Raw genomic sequence first — 12,771 nt, forward strand, 5'->3', positions numbered from 1 at the left:
ATCAGAAGCGGAAAGTCAAAACAAACTTGAACAATACGTAAAAAAAGAGAAGCAATGCCTCTCTTCTATCTGATATCTTTAATAAAAATCCACATTAGCCACCACGTGAACCGAACGATAGGCTCCAATAGACTCGAAACTCTTCAAGATGCGTCTCACCTGTCCTTTGGTCTGATTGAGCATTACTTGCTGTGGAATCTTGATTAAAATCACGCGAATATATTGATTGCGGATGCGGTTAATTGCTGGTTCTTCTGGTCCTAAAACAGGAATACCCAATTGTCCTTTCAGGTTATTGTACAACCAAAAAGACGACTCTTTGAGTTTTTCGAAATCGCGATGTTTTAACGTTAAGCGGATTAAACGGTAAAAAGGAGGATATTGAAAATTATGACGTTCATACATCTGCTCCTTATACATGGATTTATAATCGTAATTGGTTACCTGTTGAATAATGTTGTGATAAGGGTTAAAGGTTTGAATAATCACCCTTCCCTTTTTATCAAATCGACCTGAACGTCCTGCAATTTGAGTCATCATTTGAAAAGCGCGTTCATGTGCCCTAAAATCAGGGTGATACAAACTATTATCTGCGTTCATTATCCCAACTAAGTTCACATTATCAAAATCAAAGCCTTTGGCTAACATTTGGGTACCCACTAAAATATCAATTTGACGATTCTCAAAAGATTCGATCAATTTCTCATAGGCGTATTTCCCTCTTGTGGTATCTTGATCCATGCGCGCAATACGCTTGTTTGGGAACAACTCTCTCAACTCCTCTTCTACTTGTTCCGTTCCAAATCCTTTTGTATTCAAATCCACGCTGTGGCAACGTCCACATTGTTTCGGCATCGGTAAGGTATAACCACAATAGTGGCAACGCAATTCATTTCTGTACTTGTGATAGGTCAAACTCACATCACAATGCGGACATTCAGGAACTGCTCCACAGGTCATACACTCCACCACAGGTGAAAACCCCCTGCGGTTTTGGAAGAGAATCACTTGTTCCTCTAACGACAAAGCCTGATTAATCTCCTCTATCAATTGATCAGAGAAATGCCCTGTCATCTGTTTGCGCTTGTATTTGTCCTTTACATCCACTAAGACAATATCCGGAAGCAATACATTCGTATAACGCTTGGTCAATTCAACCAATCCGTATTTCTTTTGAGCAGCATTATAATAACTTTCTAAACTCGGCGTAGCGGATCCCATCAACACTTTTGCTTGGTGTTGCATCGCCAACACCACAGCCGCATCACGTCCATGATAGCGCGGAGCAGGATCGTGTTGTTTGTAATTAGCATCGTGTTCTTCATCAATCACCACCAAACGCAAATCTTGAAATGGTAAGAAAACAGATAAACGCGTTCCAATCACCACTTTTGCTTTTTCTGATTGCTGCAACACTTGATTCCACACTTCTAATCGCTCATTATGAGAGTAACGCGAATGATACACCGCTACTTGATTACCAAAATAAGCCGTTAAACGCTGAACCAATTGCGCACTAATTCCCACTTCAGGTAAAAGGAATAATACTTGTCCTTCTTGGGTTAAAAATTTCTCTATGAGTTTAATATACACTTCTGTCTTCCCTGAGGCTGTAACCCCATGCAGTAAGACCACTTCTTTTGCTGTAAATTGTTGTTCAATTTCCCAAAGCGCTTTACTCTGGTCATCCGTCAGCTGAATCACCTCTGAAGTTGCATCATTAAAAACAACACGATCGTGATTCAGGTAATAGGATTCAAACACTCCTTTTTCAATCAAGGCATTGATAATCGCTTGACTACTTTCTCCTTCTTCAATCAGTTGTTTTACACTAATTGGATTTTTTTGTACTGCTTGTAATTGAAAATATTTTAAGATTAATTCGCGTTGTTTAGCAGCTCTATTAACCAATTCCATCAGTTTAGTCAATCCATCTTCTTGCAGGTATTCTTCTGCCAAACGAACATAGCGAATTTGCTTTGGCTTATACTTCTCCACCATTTCTTCTTGTAATAGAATGGCTCCTTTGGTCAATAAGCTATTAATTACGGGGAAAACTTTTTTGCGATTGAGAATAGCAATCACCTCATCAAGCTTCAAAATAGATTGGATTTGCATCGCCTCGTACAACAAGTATTCCGCATCATCCAAATCCTCTACGGATAGCGTTACTTTATCATTCCATTGAATTATTGTTTCGCTTTCCAACAGCAAACGAGAAGGCATTGCTCCTTTGTATACATCACCTAGCGTACACATATAGTATTCAGCTAACCACGTCCAAAATTTAATTTGGGCTGGAGTAACAACAGGTTCAATATCGATAATTTCGTGAATATCTTTTGCTTCGTATACAGCCGGTTGTCGATGGTGTTTTTCCACCACTAACGCGGTATACACTTTATTACGCCCAAAAGGTACAGCAACCCGCATTCCAACTTGAATAAAATCGAATTCGACTTCATTGATTCGGTACGTGAACGTGGGATCTAAAGCTAAAGGCACAATGACCTCAACAAAATAATGCATGTTAGGGTTGGTTAATCACTTCAAAGAAAGCCTTTGAATATAATAAATAGTAGAATTTTTTAATTATGGGTCTTCTCAGAAACTATGTTTCCATTTTTATCGATATAAAACCACGATGAACTATCCCAATAATGATATTCTCCTCGAGAACCTTCCACTTCTCTACTTCTACCTTCAAAGGTAGCTTTTGCTACGCCATTTTTGAAAGGAAATACAAAAGCAAATTGAGGCTTAATCACTACTTGTCCTTTGACATTCGCAAACCCCATTTTACCCTCTTCATCAATAATGCGATACATTCCTTCCACTACAAAATCAGGTCCATTGTTATACAAATAAGGTTGATGAGTTGATTTTGACGTCATGCAACTCACTCCTACAAGTAGTAAAAAACACACCAATACTCTATTCATTTATGATTTTAATTATAATTAGTTTTCAATTAAATTTGATTTTTTGAATTTCAAAAATACGCGATTTATATTATATTTCCGCATGGATTTCACAACATCAGCAGTATATCCTCTTTTTTCATCATCCATTTTACTTAGCCTCCCGCAGTTCTTGGCTAAAAAAATATAAATCTTCTACCATAGAGCGCTCTAGCTTGTTGTACTATTACTTTTCACCACAACAAAAATAACTCACTCATATTCTAACACATAGCTATTCAAAGGTACAAGAGGTTTCTATAATTCTATCTAAATTGAAGAGTAAAGTTCTGTTAAATGACGTTGACAAACTACAATTGAAAAATTATACTCTAAAATAAACACAAAAAAAAAGACCATCTTAAAAGACAGTCTTTGCTATTTTATTTACATTTTAGTCCACGTTTGTGTTCGTCCAATCAATGAAATTCCAACATATCCACGAACTTCTAATTTCGTTTTTCCATTTGTTTTAATTGAACATTTATATTCTTTTCCAGACTGTGGATCAATAATGGTTCCACCTGTATATTCTTCTCCTTTTTTCGATAGGTTTTTGATAATTTCTAAGCCTTCAATAGGCTTTCCTTTATCATTTCCTGGGCACTTCTCACATTTGGAATCCTTTTTGGCAGGATTTAATATCTCGATGACTTTCCCATGATATTTACCTCCTTTTTCTGATATCTCCACGATAGATTTCGCGTCTCCTGTTTGATCGTCAAACGTTTTCCATTTACCAACGATTGATTGAGCATTCATCGTCATCAATCCACCCAATAAAAACAAGAGCATAAGCATTGAATTTCTCATAATATTTTTTCGTTTTAAATTAAGTTATACTCTCAAATATACTTATTTTTTTAACTTAATCTTACGAATAGCTAAATTTAATTCAAAACCTAATAATAGAATCATACAGTTGATCCACAAATAGAACATAACCACCAATAGAGTCCCAATTGAGCCATATAATTCATTGTATCGCGCAAATCGAAGTACGTATACCCCAAATCCATAAGAGGTTAACACGTATAAAATGGTCGTAAAAACAGAGCCAATAGAAATGAAAGACACTCCTTTCGTTTCTTTGGCACCGAATTTATATAAAATAGAAGTAGTTAATAGCACTACTAGTAATAAATATAGATTACGTACCCAAACTAACCAATTGGCCCCAATGGCTAACCGATAAATTAACACTTCTAAGATTACATAAAAGGCAACGGAGAAAATCAAAACAAACGACAGAATAAGCGAGAGTGCCAAGGCAACTAAGTACTGTCGAATGATATTGCGAGAAATGGTAATATGGTAAGAGGATTCAAATCCCCCAATAATAGCAAATACTCCATTAGTCATCAAGAAAATAGAAAGTAAAAATCCAGACGATAGTAAGGATTTATAACTATTATTCATGATATCGAGAATAATGGATTGAATTGCTTCATATGTATTTGGTGGAACTGAATTCTCAATAAACTGTAAAAAGTCGGATTGAAAATTATCAATCGGAATATAGGGGATTAAATTCAGGATAAACAGAGCAAAGGGAAACAAGGCCATAAAGAAGCTAAAAGCAATAGAACCTGCTCGATAAGAAAAGGCTCCTTTGATGATTCCGACCAAATACAACTCAATTAAATCATATAGCGAATACCCATCAAGAAAAGAAAACTTTACTCGCTGTAATGCGCTAACAATTTTATTCAGCACAGGTATCTGGGCTAATTTATCTTCTATTTCTCTAGACATGCATGTTTCTTATAGGCTATAAAACTGCTTTTAAACTTAAATCCATATTGTAAACGGAATGTGTCAATGCGCCTGATGAAACAAAATCAACTCCGCAAAGTGCATATTCTCGTACTGTTTCTTCATTTATATTTCCAGAGGATTCCGTTTGACATTGATTTCCAATCAATTCCACTGCTTTCTTTGTGGTTTCAAAATCAAAGTTATCCAACAAAATACGATACACATTCTCACAGGCTAAAATCTGTTCTACTTCATTTAGATCACGTGCTTCAACAATAATTTTAAGCGCTTTGTTGTTGGCTTTCAAATACGCATTTGTTTTTTCAATTGCCTCTTTTATTCCTCCAGCAAAGTCAATGTGATTATCTTTCAGCATAATCATATCATACAAAGCAAAACGGTGATTTTCACCCCCAGCAATTTTTACTGCCCATTTTTCAATCGCACGAATACCAGGTGTGGTTTTTCTTGTATCTAATATTTTGGTTCCAGTTCCTTCTAACAAATCGACAAAAACACGGGTTTTCGTTGCAATAGCACTCATGCGTTGCATAGCATTCAACATAAAACGCTCTGCTTTTAAGATCGATTGAGAAGATCCTGCAACCGTAAGTACAATATCGCCTACTTTTACTGCTGTTCCATCTGGAATAAAAACTTCTACTGCTAACGTAGGATCTACATACTGTAAAATTAGCTGTGCAAATTCCACGCCGGCAATAATACCTGCTTCTTTGACTAATACTTGTGCTTTTCCTTTTGCATCAGCAGGAATACACGCCAATGAACTATGATCGCCATCTCCTACATCTTCGCGTATGGCATTAATGATAATCTGATTTAATTCAGCTTGAAATTGTTGTTCTGAAATCATAAATAAAAAATTTGCGATGCTAAAATAAGAAATGTTTTACAAGTGTTCTTATTTTAGCCTCGCAAACTAGGCTGTAGTATTCCTCTACTTACCCTATTTTCACCCCTAAGAGTTTATAAAATTCACTCAAAATAGCAGGGTGTCCAGGCCATGCAGGTGAGGTTGTTAAATTTCCATCTGTAATTGCTTTATCCACATCAATTTCCTTATAAGTACCACCTGCTACAACAATATCAGGTCCAATTGCTGGATAAGCTGTCAATGTTCTTCCTTTCAAAACCCCTGCTGGAGTTAGCACTTGAATACCGTGACAAATGGCTGCAATAGGTAAATTTTTCTCAAAAAAATACTGAACGATTTCAATCACTCGTTTATTTAATCGAATATATTCCGGGGCACGACCACCACATACGTATAATCCTGCATATTCCTCTAGTTTTACCTCATCAAAACTCTTGTTGATTACAAAGTTATGTCCTCTACTTTCTGCATACGTTTGGAATCCAACAAAATCATGAATAGCTGTTGCAATGATATCATTCTTTTTCTTGCCTGGGCAAACCACATCTACTGCTACTCCAACGGATAATAGCGCTTGATAAGGAACCATTACTTCGTAATCTTCTACGAAATCACCTGCTAACATTAATACTTTTTTTGCCATAACTATTTTAAATTTGATTTAATACCTTCTAATGTACAAAATTCTATTCAATTCTAACAAAATCAAGACTTAAATTGTAATTTATAGTTGGAACTATCGGTGGAATAAAAATTTTTTACGTGCAAATGACGAGGCGTATCACTATTTTGCCTTAACTTTAAATATTCTTTATTTATAAAAATTGTTTTCCGATGAAAAAATTACTCTTTATTCTATGTGTAACAGTAGGCCTAGTAAGTTGTAATCAAAAAGTAGCTCCTCCTCAGACAGTAAATGTGAAGGATCAATTTACTATGGATATGCCTGCAACATTAGCAGTTATGACAGACCTTTATCCCGGTGCGGATATTCAGTATGGAAATACGTACAAACAAGTGTACCTTATAGCAAAAGAGTCACCTAAAACAGCAGATGAAGATTTCAAAACCTTTACGCAAAAAGCATTAGCGACTTACTCCAACAGACCTGATTATGAAATCGTCAAAGAAGACGAAGTTCGCATTAATGGTTTACCTGGAAAAATCTACCATCTATCCATGTCACAAGAAGGAAACTTCATGTATATGATACAGGCTATGGTTGAGGGAAAAAAAGGAAATTACGAAATTATCGGTTGGACGATTGGTCAAAACAAAGACTATCAAGGAGAAGAATTAATGAATATCATTTCGACTTTCAAAGAATTGTAACATCCAAACAAAAAACGAGGCTACCCCAAAAAGGCAGCCTCGTTTTTTGTTTGTACACCCGCTGCAACACCTATTAGCTAGCTGGAACATGAAACTAGGTTACGTCTAGGATGTGTCTATAAAAAGGGCCTGTCTTTATGGACATACTATGGACACATTATGGACGCACTATGGACGTACCCCCTTTCACGCATGATAAATCCTCCTTCCATTAACAGAAGTTTTCAACAAAAAAAGCCTTTTTTATTCCAAAAGACATCTATTTAAAAACATATTCAAAGGAATAAGCGTCATTATTTCACAAAAAACGCTTATTTATAACTTTTTAACATTCAGTATTTTAATAAACTATTGTATATCCATTTTAGTATTGTACATTTGAACAAACAAAATAGCGAATTAACATGAAAAAAATTTTATTATCATTGGCAGTAGTTGCTACTCTTTCATTAGCATCATGTGGAAATAAAAATGCTGATAAAGCTACAACTACAGCAGAACAAGAAGTTGCAGTAGAACAAGGAGACAAATATGCTGTAAACTTAACAGACAGTAAAGTAACTTGGAAAGTAGGACACAAAGGTGGATTAAACCCACGTTTTGGAACTTTAGCTTTATCTGCTGGAGACATTGCAATTGACGCTAATGGATTAAACGCAGGTTCATACACAATAGACATGCACGCACTACAAGTTGATCGTGCTTCTGTTGATGCTGATGAGGATACTCAAAAATTAGGTGGACACTTAAAAAGTCCTGATTTCTTCGACGTAGAGAAAAACCCTACAGTTGATTTCAAAATCACTAAAGTTGAAGATTTTGACGCTGCAAAACACACAAGTACAATTGAAGGTGCAAACAAAATCGTAAGCGGAAACTTAACAATTTTAGGTAAAACAGTAAACATCACTTTCCCTGCTAAAATTACAGTAGAAAATGGTAAAGCGGTTATGGATGCTTCATTTATTGCTGACCGTACAGAATGGGGATTAGTTTTCGGTACTACAGATAAAGATTCTGGTGCTGCTCTTAACCCAGCTGATTGGGCAATTAGTAAAGATATGGAAATTGGAATTCACTTAGTTGCTGACAAAGTAAACTAATAATCCATTTTAAATTATACCAAAAGAGGATGTCTATGTGGACATCCTCTTTTTTTATTCAAACTACTCCCTCTTTGATTTATTTGAGTTGTATTCAAGCGAATTGCCATTCGCTTCTACATTTTTGTATGTTCTAAAAATGATCGAAGTCCAATTCCCTTCTTCTTTCCAAAATAAATCAATACTTTTGTTTGAAAGACTACCTAAATCGCCTGATTCGGGTTTATTTACATGAAGATGAAACATATAGACGTACTAATTATTGGAGGTGGCCCCATAGGAATTGCTTGTGGTATTGAGGCTAAAAAAGCAGGATTATCCTATCTTATTATTGAAAAAGGTTGTTTGGTCAATTCACTGTATCATTATCCAATCAACATGCAATTTTTCTCTACTTCAGAGCTATTAGAACTCGATCATATTCCCTTTATTAGTGCAGAAAATAAACCGAGACGCAAAGAAGCTTTGGAATACTATAGACGGGTAGCACATCTTCATGAGTTATCTATTCACTTATTTGAAACCGTATTAGGAGTTAACAAGCAACTGGAAGGTCATTTTATAGTAGAGACATCTAAAAGTAAATATAGCGCTTCACACGTTGTTGTCGCTACCGGTTTTTATGATTTCCCAAATCTCTTGCATATTCCAGGAGAAGATCTACCTAAGGTTTCGCATTATTACAATGATCCGCATTATTATGCCAATATGGAAGTTGTGGTAGTTGGAGCAAGTAATTCTTCTGTAGATGCAGCATTAGAATGCTATCGAAAAGGAGCTAAAGTAACCATGATAGTTCGAGATACCGCTATTAGTTCACACGTAAAATATTGGGTAAAACCCGACATTGAAAACCGAATTGCCGAAGGTTCTATTCAGGTCTATTACAACAGTCAATTGACAGCTATTACCCCCTCTACCGTTACTCTAAAACGAGCAGGCGAATCAATAACACTATCGAATGATTTTGTTTTAGCCTTGACGGGGTATCGTCCAGATTTCGATTTCTTGCGCAAACTGGGGATTACCACTCAAAATGAGGATGATTTATTACCTAACTTCCATGCAGAAACGATGGAAACCAATATTGCTAACTTATACTTAGCAGGGGTAGTCTGTGGAGGATTGAATACCCATACCTGGTTCATTGAAAACTCAAGAATTCACGCCAATATGATTGTAAAGCACATCCTCGAAAAAAAATAAAATAGTTACGCTTTGCATACCTGACATATTCCATGTGCAATAACTTCGATGTCACTCAATTCAAATCCCGCTGGAATTTCAATCGTAGGAATAGCAACCTGAGTTAAACAAATTGTCTTTTTGCATTGTTTGCAAATGAAGTGCAAATGGGTATCGCGGTGGTTATCTTCAGAACAATGAGAAGAGCATAACGCATATTGTGTAACATTATTCGCCGTAATACTGTGCAGTAGTCCTTTACTTTCAAAGGTCTTTACTGTGCGGTAAATCGTCACCCGATCCGATTGATCAAAGCTATTTTCAATATCCGCTAACGATACAGCTCCTTGCTGTTGCTTTAAAAATTTAAGCACTAGGATTCGCATAGCTGTGGGTTTAATGTTTTTGGCAAGTAACGCTTCTTCAATATTCTTCATCTCGCTGACCTTTTGATTCACTCAAAGATAAGCATTGTTCCTTAATTCAGTCCATTGAAAAAACGGTAATTAATGGTACTTTTTACTTAAATGCCCCATACTTAGGTCTTCTTTCTCTTGATAATCAATCCTTTCTGTTTCCTTCTTTTTGTCCAAACAAACAAGAACCGCATTGAAATTCAGCAAAAAATACAATAAAAAAACAGGTCCCTTCCTTTACTATCAGTTTTTCCTGATTTTTATCGCAAAAACTATAAATAAAACATATATTTATTTTTTTTAGATTCTTTTCCAATAAAAAGGAAAAGACCTAAAGTAAAGGTATAATTTTTGTATGATTCATTATCTTATCCTTTACCATAGTTCAACTGTTTGATAAAATAAAGTAAAAAAACAAAACAATAAATTTTAAACAAAATGCAAAAATTAATCGGAAGTATTCTTATTGTAGCAGGAACTACAATAGGCGCAGGAATGTTAGCAATGCCCATCATATCGGCCAATGTAGGTTTTTTATTTATGGCGTTCATCTTATTCTGTATCTGGTTTGCTATGTTTTATACTTCCGTTTTGCTAGTAAATGTCTATCGATACAATGATATGTCAGCGGGTTTTAATACACTAACATTAAAGTATTTAGGAAAATCTGGCGCTTATATTACTGGTTTGAGTATGCTCACCTTGATGTATGCCTTAGTCAGTGCGTATATTGCAGGGGGTGGAGATATTGTAAGAACCAACCTAAAACAGGGGTTGGGTATTGAGGTTTCCCCTCAACTCAGTGCAATTCTATTTACTCTAATTTTCGGGGGAATTATTGCTTTTGGTACAAGAGCTGTAGATTATAGCACCAAAGTCATATTCTCTATTAAGATCCTTTGCTTATGCTTGGTCTTAGGGCTTTTACTACCTCATATTGAAATGGCTTATTTGAGTTATATTCCTCAAAGTCCACTCCCTGTCTTGGCTACAATTCCCATTATTTTCACTTCGTTTGGATTTAGTGTGGTTATCCCGAGTTTAGTCAAATACTTGGATGGAAATTTACGCCAGCTCAAATGGGTCTTTTTTATTGGTAGTATCATCCCCTTACTTCTATATTTAATTTGGGAATTGACGATTTTAGGTAATATAGAAAGTAGCGTTTTCAGCGAAATATTGAAAAATAATGCAGGATTAGAAGGATTACTCGTATCAATTAAAGAAATTAATAGCTCCCCTTTCATCAAGATTGCATTTACCATTTTTGCTGCTGCTGCAATTCTAACTTCATTTTGGGGAGTTGCCTTAGCTCTAAATGATTACATCAAAGATTTAGCAAAAGATCGCCCCAAAATCAAACACAACGTAAGTGCGTTTATTTTGACTTTCTTACCTCCAATCCTATTTGCTTTATTTTATCCTGATGGATTTGTTATTGCCTTGGGGTATGCCTCGATTTCATTGGTGATTTTAGCTTTAATTATCCCGATGCTGATGCTGCAAAAAGCAAAGAAAATAGCAGGCGAAAAGACATCGATGCTCCAGTATATTATCTATGGTTTTCTGTGGGTTTTATCTTTATTAATTGTGGTTTTACAGTTTTTATTAGCTTTTGAAGTACTACCGTCTTAAGAACAAAATAAAAAAAAAGGAGTAGGTTAATCCCTACTCCTTTTTTGCTTCTTATTTTTATTTCGACAATAAATAGCGAATTACATTTTCTGCAGCATGTAAACCAAATAAGGCTGGCATCCAGCTATTCGTTCCAAAGAACGACTTTTTATAGTTTGAACCATCTGTCATTTTCAAACTGCTTTCATCAGGTTTTTCTGTTGAAAAAATGGCCTTTACACCAGAAGAAATCCCTTCTTTCTTTAAGCGTTTGCGGATTTGTTTCGCCAACGGACATACATCTGTTTTACTAATATCTTTGACAACGATTTTAGAAGCTAACATCTTTCCTCCAGCTCCCATAGCACTAATTACTTTCACGCGTTTGCGCTTCGCAGCTAAAATCAAATTAATTTTAGGAGTGATACTGTCAATACAATCTAGTACATAATCATATTCTTCCGTGACCACCTCATGGGTGCGTTCTGGTGATAAAAACTCTTCTATACGCGTTAAGTTTAGCTCAGGATTAATATCCATCAAGCGATCTCCTACTATGTGTACTTTAGGTTTCCCTACTGTAGAATGCAACGCAGGTAATTGTCTGTTGATGTTTGTGATATCCACCGTATCTCCATCGACAATGGTCATCTTCCCCACTCCTGCACGCGCTAAAAACTCAGCGGCAAATGATCCAACTCCTCCTAAGCCAACAACTAATACGTTGGCGTTTTTTAATTTTTCTAATCCTTCTTCTTTAAAAAGTAAGGCTGCTCTTTCTTGCCAAATAGCCATCTATCTCTTGTTATTAATCCCCCCTAAAGGTTACAATTAGTATTCTTTACTCCATACCTGTTTAAAATTCGCTTCTATAACCTGTACAATATCAGGTTGTAGTTGCTCTGCCTGAGTGTATAACTCTGCGATAGAAACCGTTGCATCATCGTCTGTTTCTAAAAATAAAAAATCTTTAGGCACAGCCGCAAAAGTTTGCTGCAGTCGATTATTTCTCAGTAAAGCACTGCCAAATGATAGATAAAATCCGTTTTTCCACAAACTCTCAGCTACTTGTTGATGTTTATTAAACCCGTGAACAATAAGCGGAACCGTAATTTTCCATTTCTTTTTTAGTGCGATTATTTCTTGATAAGCAGAAACGACGTGCAAAATTACAGCTTTTTTATTTTTTTCTGCAAGAAGTAATTGTTTTACAACTACTTCTTCTTGAACATCCCAAGGGATATCGATTTTCTTATCCAAACCACACTCTCCTAAAGCCAAACAATTGGGATGATTTAGATTCGCTTCCAACCAATTTAATTGTTCTTCAATCTTAGCTTCTACAATATACCAAGGGTGAATACCCAACGAAAAATGCGGAATACTAAAATCGACCTTAGACAAGTCTTGATTAACTAGTTCTAAGGTATCCATGGAATATTGAGGATGATGCGTATGGATATTGTACTTCATACCAGCGAAGATAAAAAAAGGTCTTTGATTAGCCT

At 35.7% G+C, this 12,771-nt stretch carries 14 protein-coding genes; 4 read left to right on the plus strand and 10 right to left on the minus strand.

Annotation, left to right across the window (positions count from 1 at the left end):
• Positions 1–78: 78 nt before the first annotated feature.
• The 6 genes from priA to AWV75_RS15115 form a co-directional block, all read right to left on the minus strand.
• Complete coding sequence (gene priA, locus AWV75_RS15090; RefSeq protein WP_060875154.1) at positions 79–2,529, minus strand: replication restart helicase PriA; 2,451 nt, start codon at positions 2,527–2,529, stop codon at positions 79–81.
• A gap of 59 nt (positions 2,530–2,588) precedes the next feature.
• Positions 2,589–2,942 (minus strand): WG repeat-containing protein, encoded by a 354-nt coding sequence (locus AWV75_RS15095; RefSeq protein ID WP_060875155.1) that lies wholly within the window; start codon positions 2,940–2,942, stop codon positions 2,589–2,591.
• A gap of 405 nt (positions 2,943–3,347) precedes the next feature.
• Positions 3,348–3,773: a DUF2147 domain-containing protein gene (locus tag AWV75_RS15100; RefSeq protein WP_060875156.1), complete on the minus strand. Its 426-nt coding sequence runs from the start codon at positions 3,771–3,773 to the stop codon at positions 3,348–3,350.
• A gap of 42 nt (positions 3,774–3,815) precedes the next feature.
• Positions 3,816–4,715, minus strand: a complete 900-nt coding sequence (locus AWV75_RS15105) for a YihY/virulence factor BrkB family protein (RefSeq protein WP_060875157.1) — start codon at positions 4,713–4,715, stop codon at positions 3,816–3,818.
• A 16-nt stretch (positions 4,716–4,731) separates the two neighbouring features.
• Positions 4,732–5,592 carry a carboxylating nicotinate-nucleotide diphosphorylase gene (nadC, locus tag AWV75_RS15110; protein WP_060875158.1) on the minus strand — a complete coding sequence of 287 codons (861 nt, stop codon included), beginning with the start codon at positions 5,590–5,592 and terminating at the stop codon, positions 4,732–4,734.
• A gap of 88 nt (positions 5,593–5,680) precedes the next feature.
• Positions 5,681–6,256 carry a DJ-1/PfpI family protein gene (locus tag AWV75_RS15115; RefSeq protein ID WP_060875159.1) on the minus strand — a complete coding sequence of 192 codons (576 nt, stop codon included), beginning with the start codon at positions 6,254–6,256 and terminating at the stop codon, positions 5,681–5,683.
• 191 nt (positions 6,257–6,447) lie between these two features.
• Between AWV75_RS15115 and AWV75_RS15120 the strand changes: the two genes are divergently transcribed.
• Positions 6,448–6,945, plus strand: a complete 498-nt coding sequence (locus AWV75_RS15120; RefSeq protein WP_060875160.1) for a hypothetical protein — start codon at positions 6,448–6,450, stop codon at positions 6,943–6,945.
• Positions 6,946–7,349: 404 nt separating this feature from the next.
• Positions 7,350–8,048 (plus strand): YceI family protein, encoded by a 699-nt coding sequence (locus AWV75_RS15125; protein ID WP_060875161.1) that lies wholly within the window; start codon positions 7,350–7,352, stop codon positions 8,046–8,048.
• A 63-nt stretch (positions 8,049–8,111) separates the two neighbouring features.
• Here AWV75_RS15125 and AWV75_RS19160 read toward each other — a convergent pair whose 3' ends face one another.
• On the minus strand, positions 8,112–8,294 hold the full coding sequence (locus AWV75_RS19160; protein ID WP_231738170.1) for a hypothetical protein: 183 nt from the start codon (positions 8,292–8,294) through the stop codon (positions 8,112–8,114).
• Here AWV75_RS19160 and AWV75_RS15130 point away from each other — a divergent pair.
• Entirely contained in the window at positions 8,286–9,254 is a 969-nt protein-coding gene (locus AWV75_RS15130) for a YpdA family putative bacillithiol disulfide reductase (RefSeq protein ID WP_197429590.1), read from the plus strand. The genes AWV75_RS19160 and AWV75_RS15130 overlap by 9 nt on opposite strands.
• A 5-nt stretch (positions 9,255–9,259) precedes the next feature.
• Here AWV75_RS15130 and AWV75_RS15135 read toward each other — a convergent pair whose 3' ends face one another.
• On the minus strand, positions 9,260–9,670 hold the full coding sequence (locus tag AWV75_RS15135; RefSeq protein ID WP_060875163.1) for a Fur family transcriptional regulator: 411 nt from the start codon (positions 9,668–9,670) through the stop codon (positions 9,260–9,262).
• Between the two features lie 417 nt (positions 9,671–10,087).
• On the opposite strand from AWV75_RS15135, the gene AWV75_RS15140 reads away from it, so the two are divergent.
• Positions 10,088–11,284 (plus strand): aromatic amino acid transport family protein, encoded by a 1,197-nt coding sequence (locus AWV75_RS15140; RefSeq protein ID WP_060875164.1) that lies wholly within the window; start codon positions 10,088–10,090, stop codon positions 11,282–11,284.
• A gap of 57 nt (positions 11,285–11,341) precedes the next feature.
• On the opposite strand, the gene AWV75_RS15145 is transcribed toward AWV75_RS15140, so the two are convergent.
• Positions 11,342–12,058: a tRNA threonylcarbamoyladenosine dehydratase gene (locus AWV75_RS15145; protein WP_060875165.1), complete on the minus strand. Its 717-nt coding sequence runs from the start codon at positions 12,056–12,058 to the stop codon at positions 11,342–11,344.
• A gap of 36 nt (positions 12,059–12,094) precedes the next feature.
• Positions 12,095–12,736: a TatD family hydrolase gene (locus AWV75_RS15150; protein WP_060875166.1), complete on the minus strand. Its 642-nt coding sequence runs from the start codon at positions 12,734–12,736 to the stop codon at positions 12,095–12,097.
• Between the last annotated feature and the right edge of the window lie 35 nt (positions 12,737–12,771).

Origin of the sequence: Myroides odoratus (assembly GCF_001549985.1) — a bacterium.
Classification (GTDB): Bacteria; Bacteroidota; Bacteroidia; order Flavobacteriales; family Flavobacteriaceae; genus Flavobacterium; species Flavobacterium odoratum_A.

What these genes read in the sequence shown, in the direction of transcription:
- AWV75_RS19160 (WP_231738170.1), bottom strand. Translation starts at nt 8,294, where the DNA reads ATGTTTCATCTTCATGTAAATAAACCCGAATCAGGCGATTTAGGTAGT.
- AWV75_RS15150 (WP_060875166.1), bottom strand. Translation starts at nt 12,736, where the DNA reads ATGAAGTACAATATCCATACGCATCATCCTCAATATTCCATGGATACC.
- AWV75_RS15125 (WP_060875161.1), top strand. Translation starts at nt 7,350, where the DNA reads ATGAAAAAAATTTTATTATCATTGGCAGTAGTTGCTACTCTTTCATTA.
- AWV75_RS15105 (WP_060875157.1), bottom strand. Translation starts at nt 4,715, where the DNA reads ATGTCTAGAGAAATAGAAGATAAATTAGCCCAGATACCTGTGCTGAAT.
- nadC (WP_060875158.1), bottom strand. Translation starts at nt 5,592, where the DNA reads ATGATTTCAGAACAACAATTTCAAGCTGAATTAAATCAGATTATCATT.
- AWV75_RS15100 (WP_060875156.1), bottom strand. Translation starts at nt 3,773, where the DNA reads ATGAGAAATTCAATGCTTATGCTCTTGTTTTTATTGGGTGGATTGATG.
- AWV75_RS15145 (WP_060875165.1), bottom strand. Translation starts at nt 12,058, where the DNA reads ATGGCTATTTGGCAAGAAAGAGCAGCCTTACTTTTTAAAGAAGAAGGA.
- AWV75_RS15130 (WP_197429590.1), top strand. Translation starts at nt 8,286, where the DNA reads ATGAAACATATAGACGTACTAATTATTGGAGGTGGCCCCATAGGAATT.
- AWV75_RS15115 (WP_060875159.1), bottom strand. Translation starts at nt 6,256, where the DNA reads ATGGCAAAAAAAGTATTAATGTTAGCAGGTGATTTCGTAGAAGATTAC.
- AWV75_RS15140 (WP_060875164.1), top strand. Translation starts at nt 10,088, where the DNA reads ATGCAAAAATTAATCGGAAGTATTCTTATTGTAGCAGGAACTACAATA.
- priA (WP_060875154.1), bottom strand. Translation starts at nt 2,529, where the DNA reads ATGCATTATTTTGTTGAGGTCATTGTGCCTTTAGCTTTAGATCCCACG.
- AWV75_RS15095 (WP_060875155.1), bottom strand. Translation starts at nt 2,942, where the DNA reads ATGAATAGAGTATTGGTGTGTTTTTTACTACTTGTAGGAGTGAGTTGC.
- AWV75_RS15120 (WP_060875160.1), top strand. Translation starts at nt 6,448, where the DNA reads ATGAAAAAATTACTCTTTATTCTATGTGTAACAGTAGGCCTAGTAAGT.
- AWV75_RS15135 (WP_060875163.1), bottom strand. Translation starts at nt 9,670, where the DNA reads ATGAAGAATATTGAAGAAGCGTTACTTGCCAAAAACATTAAACCCACA.